This window comes from Janibacter sp. RAF52 (genome assembly GCF_052114035.1).
GTDB lineage: Bacteria > Actinomycetota > Actinomycetes > Actinomycetales > Dermatophilaceae > Janibacter > Janibacter hoylei.
In genome coordinates, this window is record NZ_JBFRDY010000003.1 from 308,440 (window position 1) to 322,832 (window position 14,393).

At 69.6% G+C, this 14,393-nt stretch carries 10 protein-coding genes; 3 read left to right on the forward strand and 7 right to left on the reverse strand.

Features of this window, described 5'->3' with window-relative positions:
* Positions 1 to 118: 118 nt before the first annotated feature.
* A complete protein-coding gene (uvrA, locus tag AB4Y78_RS06045) occupies positions 119 to 3,187 on the reverse strand; it encodes an excinuclease ABC subunit UvrA (RefSeq protein ID WP_306513606.1) in 3,069 nt (1,022 codons plus the stop codon).
* A 107-nt stretch (positions 3,188 to 3,294) separates the two neighbouring features.
* On the opposite strand from uvrA, the gene AB4Y78_RS06050 reads away from it, so the two are divergent.
* The gene (locus AB4Y78_RS06050) at positions 3,295 to 5,106 is read left to right on the forward strand and encodes a glycoside hydrolase family 15 protein (protein ID WP_265229526.1); all 1,812 of its coding nucleotides are present in this window, start codon (positions 3,295 to 3,297) and stop codon (positions 5,104 to 5,106) included.
* A complete protein-coding gene (locus tag AB4Y78_RS06055) occupies positions 5,103 to 5,780 on the forward strand; it encodes an MBL fold metallo-hydrolase (protein WP_306513599.1) in 678 nt (225 codons plus the stop codon). The genes AB4Y78_RS06050 and AB4Y78_RS06055 overlap by 4 nt, the downstream gene beginning before the upstream one ends.
* A gap of 147 nt (positions 5,781 to 5,927) precedes the next feature.
* Here the strand turns inward: AB4Y78_RS06055 and AB4Y78_RS06060 are convergent, their stop codons facing one another.
* The gene (locus AB4Y78_RS06060; protein ID WP_007927653.1) at positions 5,928 to 6,554 is read right to left on the reverse strand and encodes a LysE family translocator; all 627 of its coding nucleotides are present in this window, start codon (positions 6,552 to 6,554) and stop codon (positions 5,928 to 5,930) included.
* Between the two features lie 22 nt (positions 6,555 to 6,576).
* Between AB4Y78_RS06060 and AB4Y78_RS06065 the strand changes: the two genes are divergently transcribed.
* The gene (locus AB4Y78_RS06065) at positions 6,577 to 7,461 is read left to right on the forward strand and encodes an EamA family transporter (protein WP_265229527.1); all 885 of its coding nucleotides are present in this window, start codon (positions 6,577 to 6,579) and stop codon (positions 7,459 to 7,461) included.
* A gap of 72 nt (positions 7,462 to 7,533) precedes the next feature.
* Here AB4Y78_RS06065 and AB4Y78_RS06070 read toward each other — a convergent pair whose 3' ends face one another.
* The 5 genes from AB4Y78_RS06070 to rpsA form a co-directional block, all read right to left on the reverse strand.
* Positions 7,534 to 8,523 (reverse strand): TerC family protein, encoded by a 990-nt coding sequence (locus AB4Y78_RS06070; protein WP_265231918.1) that lies wholly within the window; start codon positions 8,521 to 8,523, stop codon positions 7,534 to 7,536.
* 241 nt (positions 8,524 to 8,764) lie between these two features.
* Positions 8,765 to 10,852, reverse strand: a complete 2,088-nt coding sequence (gene uvrB, locus AB4Y78_RS06075; protein ID WP_007927658.1) for an excinuclease ABC subunit UvrB — start codon at positions 10,850 to 10,852, stop codon at positions 8,765 to 8,767.
* Between the two features lie 269 nt (positions 10,853 to 11,121).
* Positions 11,122 to 11,475, reverse strand: a complete 354-nt coding sequence (locus AB4Y78_RS06080; RefSeq protein WP_265229528.1) for a hypothetical protein — start codon at positions 11,473 to 11,475, stop codon at positions 11,122 to 11,124.
* Entirely contained in the window at positions 11,475 to 12,689 is a 1,215-nt protein-coding gene (gene coaE / locus AB4Y78_RS06085; protein WP_441714832.1) for a dephospho-CoA kinase, read from the reverse strand. Before coaE ends, AB4Y78_RS06080 begins: the two co-directional genes overlap by 1 nt.
* A 124-nt stretch (positions 12,690 to 12,813) precedes the next feature.
* Positions 12,814 to 14,304, reverse strand: a complete 1,491-nt coding sequence (gene rpsA, locus AB4Y78_RS06090) for a 30S ribosomal protein S1 (RefSeq protein WP_007928412.1) — start codon at positions 14,302 to 14,304, stop codon at positions 12,814 to 12,816.
* Positions 14,305 to 14,393: the final 89 nt, after the last annotated feature.

Sequence of the window (14,393 nt, forward strand, 5' to 3'; positions counted from 1 at the left end):
GGAGCGGCGAGGAGGGGGTCGGCGCCCGCCGAAGTCCCTTCGTTCTCCCGCAGGCGCGGGGTGACGTGTCGGACTTCGGCTTGATGTGCGCCGACCCCCTCCTCACCTTCCCGCTCCGTCAGCCGGCCCTCCTGGCGCGGCGGGCTGCTGCGGTCGCCTTGCTGGAGACCGTCGTCTTCTTCTTCGCCGCCGTCTTCGCTGCAGCCGTCTTCTTGGCTGCCGTCTTCTTCGGTGCCGCGGTCTTCTTCGCAGCCCCCTTCTTCGTGGTCGTGGTCTTCTTCGCGGGGGCCGCCTCGCCCTCGGTCAGCTCACCGATGACCGGCGGAGCGCTCTTGGCGAGGATCGGACCGAGGAACTGGCCGGTGAAGGAGCGCGGCACCGCCGCGACCTGCTCGGGGGTCCCGCTGGCGACGACCTGACCGCCGCCGGACCCCCCTTCGGGCCCCATGTCGATGAGGTAGTCCGCGCACTTGATGACGTCGAGATTGTGCTCGATGACGAGCACCGAGTTGCCCTTGTCGACGAGTCCCTGCAGGACGAGGAGGAGCTTGCGGATGTCCTCGAAGTGCAGACCGGTCGTCGGCTCGTCGAGCACGTAGACCGTGCGGCCGTTGGAGCGCTTCTGCAGCTCCGCGGCGAGCTTGACACGCTGCGCCTCACCACCGGAGAGCGTGGTCGCGGGCTGTCCCAGCCGGACGTAGCCCAGGCCGACCGCGTTGAGGGTCTTCATGTGGCGCGCGATGGCCGGCACCGCGGCGAAGAAGTCCTCGGCCTCCTCGATCGGCATGTCGAGGACCTCGGCGATGTTCTTGCCCTTGAAGTGCACCTCCAACGTCTCGCGGTTGTACCGCGCCCCGTGGCACACCTCACAGGGGACGTAGACGTCGGGCAGGAAGTTCATCTCGATCTTCAGGGTGCCGTCACCGGAGCAGGCATCGCACCGTCCCCCCTTGACGTTGAAGGAGAACCGACCGGGCTGGTAGCCACGGACCTTGGCCTCGCTGGTCTGCGCGAAGAGCTTGCGCACGTGGTCGAAGACCCCGGTGTACGTCGCCGGGTTGGACCGCGGGGTACGACCGATCGGGCTCTGGTCGACGTGGACGACCTTGTCGAGGTGCTCGAGACCGGTCACCGTCTTGTGCCGGCCGGGGACGCGGCGCGCGCCGTTGAGCTTGTTGGCCAGGACGTTGTAGAGGATGTCGTTGACCAGGGTGGACTTGCCCGACCCGGAGACCCCGGTCACGGCGACGAAGTTGCCCAGGGGGAAGGTGACGTCCACCCCGGTGAGGTTGTGCTCGCGCGCACCCCGGACGACGAGCTCACGGCCCGGCTCCTGCGGTCGCCGCACCTGCGGGACCGGGATCTCCAGGTCCCCCGACAGGTACCGGCCGGTGACCGATCGCTCGCTCGTCAGCAGGTCGGCCAGCGGGCCCGAGTGCACGACGTGACCACCGTGCTCGCCCGCACCCGGACCGATGTCGACGACCCAGTCGGACGCGGCGATGGTGTCCTCGTCGTGCTCGACGACGATGAGCGTGTTGCCCAGGTCGCGCAGCCGGGTCAGGGTCTCGATGAGTCGGCGGTTGTCGCGCTGGTGCAGACCGATGCTCGGCTCGTCGAGCACGTACAGGACACCGACCAGCCCCGACCCGATCTGGGTCGCCAGACGGATGCGCTGGGCCTCGCCACCGGAGAGCGTGCCGGCGGCACGGGAGAGCGAGAGGTACTCCAGACCCACGTCGAGCAGGAAGCCGAGTCGAGCGTTGATCTCCTTGATCACCTGCTCGGCGATCTGCACCTCGCGCTCGCTGAAGTCGACGGTCTCGAGGAAGCCCGCGGCCTCACGGATCGACAGGGCTGAGACATCGGCGATGCTGCGGCCTCCGACGAGCACGGCGAGGGACTCGGGCTTCAGCCGCGTCCCGGAGCACGCGGGACAGGGGATCTCCCGCATGTAGCCCTCGTACTTCTCCCGGCTCCAGTCCGACTCGGTCTCCGCGTGGCGCCGCTTGATGAAGGGGATGACCCCTTCGAAGCCCGTGCTGTAGGAGCGCTCGCGCCCGAAGCGGTTGCGGTACTTGACGTGCACCTTGTGGTTGCGGCCCTCGAGCAGAGCCTCACGGGCCCGGCTCGGCAGGGCCCGCCACGGGGTGTCCATGTCGAAGCCGAGGTCGTCGCCGAGCGCCGCCATCGTCCGCTGGAAGTACTGGGCCGACTGGGTCCCCTGTGCCCACGGGGCAATGGCCCCCTCCGCGAGGGTCAGGTCGTCGTCCGGCACGACGAGCTCGGCATCGACCTCGAGCTCGGTGCCCAGGCCGGTGCAGGTGGGGCAGGCGCCGAAGGGAGAGTTGAAGGAGAAGGAACGCGGCTCGATCTCGTCGATGCCCAGCGGGTGGTCGTTGGGGCAGGCCATCGTCTCGGAGTACCGGCGCTGCCGCTGCGGGTCGTCCTCGTCGAGGTCGACGAAGTCGACGACGAGGACGCCCCCGGCCAGCCCGAGGGCGGTCTCGACGGAGTCGGTGACCCGCTGCTTCGCCGCACGGTCCTCCGGACCCTTGGACACGAGGCGGTCGACGACCACGTCGATCGTGTGCTTGACCTGCTTTTCGAGAGTCGGCGGCTCCGCGAGCGAGACGACCTCGCCGTCGACCATGGCGCGGCTGTACCCCTTCGCCCGCAGCTCGGCGAAGAGGTCGACGAACTCGCCCTTGCGGGCCCGCACCACCGGCGCGAGGACCTGGAAGCGTGTCCGGTCGGGCAGCTCGAGGAGCCGATCGACGATCTGCTGCGGACTCTGCCGGGTGATCGGCTCGCCGCACACGGGGCAATGCGGCCGCCCCACCCGGGCGTAGAGGAGGCGCAGGTAGTCGTGGACCTCGGTGATCGTGCCGACCGTCGAGCGCGGGTTGCGGTTCGTCGACTTCTGGTCGATGGAGACCGCCGGCGACAGACCCTCGATGAAGTCGACGTCGGGCTTGTCCATCTGCCCGAGGAACTGCCGGGCGTAGGCGGACAAGGACTCCACGTAGCGCCGCTGGCCCTCGGCGAAGATCGTGTCGAAGGCGAGCGAGGACTTGCCCGATCCCGAGAGGCCGGTGAAGACCACGAGCGAGTCCCGGGGGATGTCGACATGGATGTTCTTGAGGTTGTGCTCGCGGGCTCCCTGGACGACGATCCGGTCGTGCATGCGGGAGCCGGCAGCCTTGGCAACAGTCACGCCCACCACCTTAGGCGGCGCCACCGACAACCCTCCCCCTTCCTCCTGTGGAGGCCCCCAGGGCCTAACCTGTCGGGATGAGCACCCCGATCGACGACTACGCCGCCATCGGCGATACCGAGACCGCCGCGCTGGTGTCCAGGGACGGGTCCGTCGACTGGCTGTGCCTGCCCCGCTTCGACTCGTCGTCGTGCTTCACCGCCCTGCTCGGCACCCCCGAGCACGGTCGGTGGCTCATCGGACCTGTTGGCGAGGCGACGACGACCCGCGCCTACCGCGGCGACTCATTCGTCCTCGAGACGATCCACCGCACCGCCACCGGCGCCGTCAAGGTCATCGACCTCATGCCGCTCGGCGACGGCCGCGCCGATCTCGTGCGGGTCGTCGAGGGCATCGAGGGCAAGGTGGAGATGCAGCACGAGTGGATCGTCCGCTTCGGGTACGGCCGCATTCGCCCGTGGGTCGCCCACTCCCCCGGCCACGAGCAGGACCACGAGGTCATCACCGCCATCGCCGGCAACGACATGCTCGTCCTGCGGGGCTCCCGCCTGCCCGTGTCCGACGGCGACCACCACCGTGACCGGTGGACCGTCCGGGCCGGCGAGCACTACAACTTCTCGACGACCTGGTTCGCCTCGTACAAGCCCATCCCGCCGCCGCTCGACATCAGCTCCCGCATCGAGGCGACCTACCAGCGTTCGTCCGAGTGGGCCGCACACTGCACCTACGAGGGGCCCTACCGCGCCGAGGTCGTGCGCTCCCTGCTCACCCTGCGCCTGCTCACCGACACGCGGCGCGGCGGCATCGTCGCGGCCGCGACGACGAGCCTGCCCGAGGACTTCGGCGGGGTGCGCAACTGGGACTACCGGTACTGCTGGCTGCGTGATGCCTCGCTCACCCTCGAGTCCCTGCTCAAGTCCGGCTACGTCGGCGCGACGAAGCTCTGGCGCGACTGGCTCGTCCGGGCCGTCGCTGGCGACCCCGAGGACATGCAGATCATGTATGCCGTCGACGGCGGCCGGGAGCTGCCCGAGCGGGAACTCGACCACCTCCCCGGCTACGCCGACAGCCGGCCCGTCCGCATCGGCAACGGAGCGGTCGACCAGAAGCAGACCGACGTCCTCGGCGAGGTGATGATCGCCCTCGAGGACGCCCGCGCCCAGGGGCTGCGGGAGTCGCCGCAGTCGTGGGCCGTCCAGCGCGCGCTCGTCAACAACCTCGCCGAGCACTGGGACCAGGCCGACAACGGTCTGTGGGAGATCCGCGGCCCGCTGCGGCACTTCACCCACTCGCGGGTCATGGTGTGGGCGGCCTTCGACCGCGCCATCCGAGCCGTCGAGGTGCACGGCTACGAAGGGGAGGTCGAGCTGTGGCGTGACCTGCGAGAGCGGGTCCGTGTCGACGTGCTCGAGCGCGGGTGGAACGAGGCGAAGCAGTCCTTCACCCAGCACTACGACACCGACGAGGTCGACGCCTCGCTGCTGCTCATCCCCATGGTCGGCTTCCTGCCGCCGGACGACCCCCGGGTGCACGGCACCGTGGCCGCCGTCGAGCGTGACCTCATGCGTGACGGCTTCCTCCTGCGCTACCGCACCGAGTCGGGCGTCGACGGGCTCGCCGGTGACGAGCACCCCTTCCTCGCCTGCTCGTGGTGGCTCGTCAGCGCGTACGCCCTGACCGGCCAGCTCGACAAGGGCCACGAGCTGATGCAGCGGCTGTGCGGGCTGCTCAACGACGTCGGCCTCGTCGCCGAGGAGTACGACGTCGAGGGTGACCGGCAGGCCGGCAACTTCCCGCAGGCCTTCAGCCACCTGGCGCTCATCGGTGCCGCCTACGCCCTGCGCGACGCCGAAGCCCGGACGACCACCACTGGAGGAGTGACCGCATGACCACCCCGACCGACGCCTACGACCCCGAGGTCGCCCCCGGCGGCCCGTGGGCCACCCGCGAGCTGACGCACCTGACGATCCGCAAGATGGCGGTGTCGGAGATGCACAACAACGTCTACCTGCTCACCTGTCGAGCGAGCGGCGCCCAGCTGCTCATCGACGCCGCCGACGAAGGTGACCGCATCCGTGACCTCGTCGCCGCCGGCGGGTCCGGGCTCGCCCAGATCGTCACCACGCACCAGCACTGGGACCACGTGCGGGCGCTCGAGGAGACGGCCGCGGCCTTCTCCGCGACGACCCAGGCGGGCGAGGACGACGCCGACGCGTTGCCCCTGGCACCCGACGTGCGGCTCCAGCACGGCGACACCGTGACCTTCGGCGACATCACGCTCGACGTCATCCACCTGCGGGGCCACACCCCGGGCTCGGTGGCCCTGGCCTACGACGACCCGGAGGGTCACGTCCACCTCTTCACCGGCGACAGCCTCTTCCCGGGGGGCGTGGGCAACACCAAGAACCCCGGGCAGAGCTTCGAGTCGCTGTACGCGGACGTCACCGAGCGCGTCTTCGACGTCTACGACGACGCCACGTGGGTCTACCCGGGGCACGGGTCCGACACCACCCTCGGCGCCGAGCGACCCCACCTCGCGGAGTGGCGCGAGCGGGGCTGGTGACGCACTGACCCCTGCCGTATTTCCCTAGGCAAATACGGCAGAGGGTGCGCATTTCCCTAGGGAAATGCGGCAGGGGGTGCGCATTTCCCTAGGGAAATGCGGCTGGGGGTGCGCATTTCCCTAGGGAAATGCGCACGGTCCCGCGGGTCAGTGGGTGGTCGCGACCTTCGCGCTGAAGCCGATCATCGCCGCGCCCATGCCCCCTTCGATCCCGCGACGGACCCGCGGCGCGGAGAGCACCGCCCGAGCGCGGTCGGCAAGGACCACGAGGCCGGTGAGCCACAGGCCACCGAGGGCGACGAGGCTCAGGGCGTACAGCGCGAGCACCGGGACGCCGGCGCCGTCACCGACGAACTGGGGCAGCACGGCAAGGTTGAAGGCCAGCACCTTGGGGTTGGTGATGTTGCACAGGAACCCCTGCGCGAAGACCTTGCCGTGGCCATCGCGCCGCCCGACCGGCACGGACTCGTCGGCATCGGGCGCGAAGTCGCCGCGCCACGCGGTCCACAGCGCGTGGGCCCCCAGCCACAGCAGGTAGGCGGCGCCCACCCACTTGACCGTGAGGAAGAGTGGCTCGCTCGCGACGATGATCGCGCCCAGGCCACCGGCCGCGAGCAGGCCCTGCACGGCCCCGGCGGCGCTCACCCCGGCCATCGTCACGAGCCCGGCTCCACGGCCGCGCACGAGAGCCGCCCGCAGGGTCAGTGCGGAGTCCGGTCCGGGCGCGATGGTGATCACGAGGACCAGCGCGAGGAAGGAGAGGTAGGTCGCCACGCAGCAAGGCTAGATTGCCCCCGTGAGTCGTGTCGATGCCGTCCCAGCGCCGGTCCTCGTGCTGGCCGGGGTCGTCTCGGTCCAGTTCGGCGGAGCGCTCGCCGCCACCCTCGTCCCCCAGATCGGTGCCGCCGGCTCCGTCGTGCTGCGCCTGGGCATCGCCACGGTCCTCCTCCTGGCCATCGCCCGGCCACGATGGCGCGGGCACAGCCGTCGGGACTGGCTCACCGTCGGCGCCTTCGGCGTCGCCCTGGGGCTGATGAACTTCGCCTTCTACGGCTCCCTCGGCCACCTGCCCATCGGGGTCGCCGTCACGATCGAGTTCGTCGGGCCGCTGACCCTGGCCGCCGCCCTCTCCCGTCGACCACGCGACCTCGCCGCCGTCGGTGCGGCCGCCGTCGGGGTGGTCCTCATCTCCCGGGCGCTGAGCATCCCGCTCGACGAGCTGCAGGGCACCGGCATCCTGCTCGCCCTCGCGGCGGGCGCCTGCTGGGCCGCCTACATCATCTTCTCCGGTCGCACCGGTGCGGCCTTCCCTGCTCTCGACGGCCTGGCCCTGGCCATGGTCGTCGCCACCGTCGTCGTCCTCCCCTTCGGCCTGCTCGACGTGGCGCGGCACGGCACCACCGGCTGGGACGGGGAGGTCCTGCTCAAGGGACTGGGCATCGCCGTCATGAGCTCGGTCCTGCCCTACTCGCTCGAGCTCCTCGCCCTGCGGCGGATGAGTCCCTCCGTCTTCGGGATCATGCTGAGCCTCGAGCCGGCCGTCGCCGCGCTCGCCGGTCTCGTCGTCCTCGGCCAGTGGCTCGAGCCCGTCCAGCTGCTGGGGATGGCTCTCGTGGTGCTCGCCAGCGTCCTCGTCCTGGGTGTCGGCGCCCGCCGGCCCCGCCCCGATCTGCCAGCCTGAGCCCCACCCAGCACGACGAAGGGGGTGCCCACCGCACGGTGGGCACCCCCCTGTCGAGGTGGGCTGGGCGGCTCAGTGGTCCGAGCTGATGCCCTGCTTGGCGTCCTTGTTGGACTTCCACAGGCTGGCCACGGTCGTGACACCGAGGATGACGACGATGGCACCGAGGGAAAACAGCGTCGAGATCTCCGGGACGCTCACGTGCTCGCCACCGTTGATGAAGGGCAGCGTGTTTTCGTGGAGCGCGTGGAGGATGAGCTTGACGCCGATGAAGGCGAGGAGGACCGACAGACCCAGGCTCATGTAGACGAGCTTCTTCAGCAGACCACCGATGAGGAAGTACAGCTGGCGCAGACCCATGAGGGCGAAGAGGTTGGCCGTCAGGACGATGTACGGCTCCTTGGTCAGGCCGTAGATCGCCGGGATGGAGTCGAGCGCGAAGAGCAGGTCCGTCATGCCGAGGGCGACGACGACGATGAAGATCGGCGTGGCGACGCGCTTGCCGTTCTCCTTCGTGAAGAGGCGCGAGGACCACTCCTCCGTGCTCGGCACGGTGCGCTGGAACCACTTGATGATGGCATTGGGCTCCCAGTCCTCCTCCTCGTCGTGCTTCTCGGTCGCGAGGTTGATCGCGGTGTAGATGAGGAAGGCACCGAAGATGTAGAAGACCCAGGCGAACTGGTTGATCGCGGCCGCGCCGACGAAGATGAAGATCGTCCGCAGGACGATGGCGATGATGATGCCCCACAGCAGTGCGGTCTGCTGGAAGCGCCCGGGCACGCCGAACTTCGACATGATGATGATGAAGATGAAGAGGTTGTCGATCGAGAGCGAGTACTCGGTCAGCCAGCCGGCGAAGAACTCGGTGCCACGGTCACCCCCTTCGAGGAACCACAGGACGATGCCGAAGATGACCGCGGCCGTCACGTAGATGCCGAGGACGACCGAGACCTCCTTGGTCGACGGCACGTGCGGCCTCCGGGCCACCATGACGACGTCGAAGGTCAGGACCGCTGCGGCGACCGCGAGCGTGAGCAGCCATGCCCAGGTGGGCACGTCCATCGTGCCGCCGCTCATGATCGCGGGTTGGAGGGTGGAGATCGTGGACAAGAGTTACCTTCCGGACAGGGTTGACGCGTCCGGAGGTCTCTCCCACCTGTCGATGGCCGCTGCCCCGGGCCGGCAGAGCCGACCGTGTTGACGAGACAGCGCTCGGGGATACTCCCCTCCGCTGCGTCGAGTCTCTCACGTCACGCGCGCCGGCGCGTGGACCGAAGGGAGCCGGTCCGGTGCCGCCCGCCCGTCACCGCGTCGCAGCGGTCATCTGTCGCAGTTCCTTCTTGAGGTCGCCGATCTCGTCGCGCAGGCGCGCCGCCAGCTCGAAGTGCAGGTCCGTCGCGGCCTGGTGCATCTGGTCGGTGAGCTCTTGGATGAGCCGGGCCAGGTCGCTCGCGGGCAGGTCGCGCCCACGCTCACTCGTCTCGGTCGCCGCCTTCGACCCGCGCCCCTTGCCCCGCGACTGGGCGCGCCCGGAGCCGAGGAGCTCGTCGGTGTCGGCGTCCTCCCGCTGGAGCATGTCGGTGATGTCGGCGATCTTCTTGCGCAGCGGCTGGGGGTCGATCCCCCGCTCGCGGTTGTAGGCGATCTGCTTCTCGCGCCGCCGCTGGGTCTCGTCGAGCGCCTCCTGCATCGACGGGGTCACCTTGTCGGCGTACATGTGCACCTGACCCGAGACATTGCGCGCCGCGCGCCCGATGGTCTGGATGAGGGAGCGGGCGCTGCGCAGGAAGCCCTCCTTGTCGGCGTCGAGGATGCTGACGAGCGAGACCTCCGGCAGGTCGAGCCCCTCACGCAGCAGGTTGATGCCGACGAGGACGTCGAACTCCCCCAGCCGCAGCTCGCGCAGCAGCTCGACGCGACGCAGGGTGTCGATGTCGGAGTGGAGGTAGCGCACCCGCACCCCCTTGTCGAGGAGGTAGTCGGTGAGGTCCTCGGCCATCTTCTTGGTCAGGGTGGTGACGAGCACCCGCTCGTCGCGGTCGGCGCGCTCGCGGATCTCGTGGAGCAGGTCGTCGATCTGGCCCTTGGTCGGCTTGAGCACGACCTCGGGGTCGACGAGCCCGGTGGGTCGGATGACCTGCTCGACGTAGCCGTCGGACTTGGCCAGCTCGTAGTCGCCGGGGGTCGCCGAGAGGTAGACGGTCTGGCCGATGCGCTCGAGGAACTCCTCCCACTTGAGCGGGCGGTTGTCCATGGCGCTCGGCAGGCGGAAGCCGTGGTCGACGAGCGTGCGTTTGCGCGAGGCGTCGCCCTCGTACATCGCGCCGATCTGCGGCACGGTCTGGTGCGACTCGTCGATGACGAGCAGGAAGTCCTCCGGGAAGTAGTCGAGGAGGCAGTTGGGCGCGCTGCCGGGAAGGCGGCCGTCGATGTGCATCGAGTAGTTTTCGATGCCCGCGCAGCTGCCGACCTGGCGCATCATCTCGATGTCGTAGGTCGTGCGCATGCGCAGCCGCTGCGCCTCGAGCATCTTGCCCTGGCGCTCGAGGTCGGCGAGCTGCTCCTCGAGCTCGTGCTCGATGCCGGCGATGGCCCGCTCCATGCGCTCGGGGCCCGCGACGTAGTGGGTCGCGGGGAAGATGTGCATCTGCTGCTCCTCGCGGACGACCTCGCCGGTGAGCGGGTGCAGCGTGTGGATGCGTTCGATCTCGTCGCCGAAGAACTCGATCCGCACCGCGAGCTCCTCGTAGACCGGGATGATCTCGACGGTGTCGCCCCGGACGCGGAAGGTGCCGCGGGTGAAAGCGAGATCGTTGCGCGTGTACTGCATGGTGACGAACTGGCGGAGCAGGTCGTCACGGTCGATCTCGGCGCCGACCTCGAGGGTGACCATGCGGTCGACGTACTCCTGAGGGGTGCCGAGACCGTAGATGCACGAGACCGACGCGACGACGACGACGTCCCGACGGGTGAGCAGGCTGTTGGTCGCGCTGTGCCGCAGACGCTCGACCTCTTCGTTGATCGAGCTGTCCTTCTCGATGTAGGTGTCGGTCTGCGGGACGTAGGCCTCGGGCTGGAAGTAGTCGTAGTAGCTGACGAAGTACTCGACGGCGTTGTTGGGCAGCAGCTCCCGGAACTCGTTGGCCAGCTGGGCCGCGAGCGTCTTGTTGGGCGCCATGACGAGGGTCGGGCGCTGGACCTCTTCGATGAGCCAGGCGGTCGTCGCCGACTTGCCGGTACCCGTCGCACCGAGCAGCACGATGTCCTGCTCATCGGCTCGCACCCGTCGAGCGAGCTCGGCGATGGCGGTCGGTTGGTCACCGGCCGGCTCGTACTCCGAGATGACCTCGAAGGGAGCCACCGTGCGTTGCAGATCGGTCACCGGGCGCATGACGTCAACGGTATGCCACGCCCCCGACAGTGGTCCCTGAGGAGGCGCGCCAGCGCCGTCTCGAAGGGTGGTCCCTGAGGAGGCGCGCCAGCGCCGTCTCGAAGGGTGGTCCCTGAGGAGGCGCGCCAGCGCCGTCTCGAAGGGTGGTTCCTGAGGAGGCGCGCCAGCGCCGTCTCGAAGGGTGGTTCCTGAGGAGGCGCGCCAGCGCCGTCTCGAAGGGTGGTTCCTGAGGAGGCGCGCCAGCGCCGTCTCGAAGGGTGGTCTGTCCGTCAGAAGTCGACGGGGTGCTCGGGCACGCCGTCCCTGGCATCACCGCTGCGGATCGTGCGCCAGTGACCACCGGGGCCACGGCGCAGGGTCCAGGTCCCGAGGTGCGCCACGGGCGCCAGCGCGGCGACGAGCGCCCGCACGGCGTCCTCGGCCTCGTCGTCCTCCCGGGCGTCGTGGCTTCCGGCGACCAGGAAGCGCAGGTGGATCTGGGGCTGGCCCCGCACGAGCTCGACGGAGCGGTCCTCGACGCGATGCCCGACGGCCAGCAGCTCCTCCGCCCGGGGCAGCAGCGCCTCTGGCGCCACCCCCGGTGTGACCCCGTGGACGTCGACGGCGACCCGGTAGGAGGGCATCAGGCGCCGCCGGCCTCGGGCTCCCACCCCGTCTGCCGGGCCCACTCCTCGAGCCGTGCGTGGATGCCGTCGAACCACGGCTCCTTGGCCTCCGCGTAGTCCTCCATGGCCAGGCCGCGCCCGGCGACCTCCCGCTTGAGCGCGGTGTACTCCTCACGAGCCGTGGCCTCGGCGCGCAACCAGGCGCGAAACAGCAGCGCCCAGCGCCACCCGGGTGAGCCCACCTCACGCACGTGCACGTGGACCGCGACACAGGGGTCGCTGTTGCCGTGGAAGCGCTTGGGCCACTCCTGCGGGCTGCGCCCGTCGACGCGCGGGTGGTCGGCGAGGTACCCGTCGACACGCGGATAGCTCGCGGCGGTCATGGCCCGGACAAAACCCTCCTCGTCGGCGTCGGCGAGGGATGCGACCCCCACCTGCAGGTCGAGCACGTCCTTGGCCACGAGCCCCGGCACGGCGGTCGAGCCGATGTGGTCGAGGGTCGCCGCCCGGTCCCCGAGCGCGTGGGCGATCCGCGCCAGGTGCCTGGCCGCCTGGGCCGGCCACGTGGGGTCAGGGTCGGAGAGCGTGATGACGGGCTCCCGCTCACGGCGCCGCCCGGCGGCGAGGTTGTCGGCGAAGGGAGTGAACCGCTCGTTCCACAGCCGGTCGACCTGGGTGACCAGCTGCTCAGGCGTCCCGTTGTTGTCGAGGAGCACGTCGGCGGCGGCACGGCGCTGCTCGTCCGTGGCCTGGGCCGCGATGCGCGAGCGGGCCTCGTCCTCGGGCATCCCCCGCAGCTCGACGAGCCGCTGCAGCCGGACCTGCTCCTGCGTGTCGACGACGACGACGAGGTGGTACTCCCCCGCCATCTGCTTCTCGACGAGCAGCGGCATGTCGTGGACGCCGATCGAGGTCCCGGCGGCCTCCGCGGCGGTGAAACGGTCGGCGGTGCGCCCCCAGATCGCCGGGTGGGTGATGCTCTCGAGTGCTGCGAGGGCCTCGGGGTCGCCGAAGACGACCCGGCCCAGGGCCGGCCGGTCGAGGGCGCCGTCCGGGCCGAAGACCGTGTCCCCGAATCGATCGCGGATGGCCGCCAGCGCCGGCTCCCCCGGCTCGACGACCTCGCGGGCGATCTTGTCGGCATCGACGACCACCGCGCCGAGCTCCGCGAGTCTTGCCGACACCGTCGACTTCCCCGACCCGATGCCACCCGTCAGCCCGATACGCAACATGGGCTCGATCCTAGGCATCGTTGCCGTCGACGAAGGCGTCGCCCCAGGAGGTCGCGCAGCGACCGTCACGAAGGGGGGCGCCGCACCAGATGGTGCGACGCCCCCCTTCGGTCAGACCCTCGGGTCAGTTGCCCGTGAGCTTCTCGCGGAGCGCGGCCAGCGCCTCGTCCGAGGCGAGCGTGCCCTCGGAGGTCGGTGCCGGGGTGCCGGCGCTCGGCGCAGCAGCGCTGTCGGAGCTGTACGAGGTCGCGGCGACCGGCTCGGCGCCGCTCTCCGCAGCGGCGGCGTCGTCGGCCGCAGCCTTCTCGACCTGGGCGCGGTGCGCCTCCCAGCGAGCGTGCGCGTCGGCGTACTGCTTCTCCCACGCCTCACGCTGCGACTCGTAGCCCTCGAGCCACTCGTTGGTCTCCGGGTCGAAGCCCTCGGGGTACTTGTAGTTGCCCTGCTCGTCGTACTCGGCAGCCATGCCGTAGAGCGTCGGGTCGAACTCCGTGAGGTTGGCGCCGTCCTCGTTGGCCTGCTTGAGGCTCAGCGAGATGCGACGACGCTCGAGGTCGATGTCGATGACCTTGACGAAGATCTCCTGGCCGACGTTGACGACCTGCTCCGGCAGCTCCACGTGGCGCTCGGCCAGCTCGGAGATGTGGACGAGACCCTCGATGCCGTCCTCGACGCGCACGAAGGCACCGAAGGGGACGAGCTTGGTGACCTTGCCCGGGACGACCTGACCGATCGCGTGGGTCCGGGCGAAGTGCTGCCACGGGTCCTCCTGCGTCGCCTTGAGCGACAGGGAGACACGCTCGCGGTCCATGTCGACGTCCAGGACCTCGACGGTGACCTCGTCGCCGACCTCGACGACCTCCGACGGGTGGTCGATGTGCTTCCAGGACAGCTCGGAGACGTGGACGAGACCGTCGACGCCACCCAGGTCCACGAAGGCACCGAAGTTGACGATCGAGGAGACGACGCCGGAGCGGACCTGCCCCTTCTGGAGCTCCTTGAGGAAGGTCGTGCGGACCTCGGACTGGGTCTGCTCGAGCCAGGCGCGGCGGGACAGGACCACGTTGTTGCGGTTCTTGTCGAGCTCGATGATCTTCGCCTCGATCTCCTTGCCGACGTACGGCTGGAGGTCGCGGACGCGGCGCATCTCGACGAGGGAGGCGGGGAGGAAGCCACGCAGGCCGATGTCGAGGATGAGGCCACCCTTGACGACCTCGATGACGGTGCCGGTGACGACGCCGTCCTCCTCCTTGATCTTCTCGATCGTGCCCCAGGCGCGCTCGTACTGCGCACGCTTCTTGGACAGGATGAGGCGACCTTCCTTGTCCTCCTTCTGGAGGACGAGGGCCTCGACGCTGTCGCCGACGGCGACGATCTCGGACGGGTCGACGTCGTGCTTGATGGACAGCTCGCGCGAGGGGATGACGCCCTCGGTCTTGTAGCCGATGTCGAGCAGGACCTCGTCGCGGTCGACCTTGACGATGTGGCCCTCGACGATGTCGCCATCGTTGAAGTCCTTGATCGTCGCGTCGATGGCGGCGAGGAGGTCTTCCTCAGAGCCGATGTCGTTGACGGCGATCTGAGGGGCGGTCGTGTCGACCGTGCTGGCAGTCATGTAGTAGGAACTCCGATTGTGGACAGGTGATCGTTCGGACGGGTGCTGCAGCACCCGGGTGCCCGGGTGGGCACACAGAAGTGCGTGTC

What these genes read in the sequence shown, in the direction of transcription:
- uvrA (WP_306513606.1), bottom strand. Translation starts at nt 3,187, where the DNA reads ATGCACGACCGGATCGTCGTCCAGGGAGCCCGCGAGCACAACCTCAAG.
- AB4Y78_RS06050 (WP_265229526.1), top strand. Translation starts at nt 3,295, where the DNA reads ATGAGCACCCCGATCGACGACTACGCCGCCATCGGCGATACCGAGACC.
- AB4Y78_RS06055 (WP_306513599.1), top strand. Translation starts at nt 5,103, where the DNA reads ATGACCACCCCGACCGACGCCTACGACCCCGAGGTCGCCCCCGGCGGC.
- AB4Y78_RS06070 (WP_265231918.1), bottom strand. Translation starts at nt 8,523, where the DNA reads ATGGACGTGCCCACCTGGGCATGGCTGCTCACGCTCGCGGTCGCCGCA.
- uvrB (WP_007927658.1), bottom strand. Translation starts at nt 10,852, where the DNA reads ATGCGCCCGGTGACCGATCTGCAACGCACGGTGGCTCCCTTCGAGGTC.
- AB4Y78_RS06080 (WP_265229528.1), bottom strand. Translation starts at nt 11,475, where the DNA reads ATGCCCTCCTACCGGGTCGCCGTCGACGTCCACGGGGTCACACCGGGG.
- coaE (WP_441714832.1), bottom strand. Translation starts at nt 12,689, where the DNA reads ATGTTGCGTATCGGGCTGACGGGTGGCATCGGGTCGGGGAAGTCGACG.
- rpsA (WP_007928412.1), bottom strand. Translation starts at nt 14,304, where the DNA reads ATGACTGCCAGCACGGTCGACACGACCGCCCCTCAGATCGCCGTCAAC.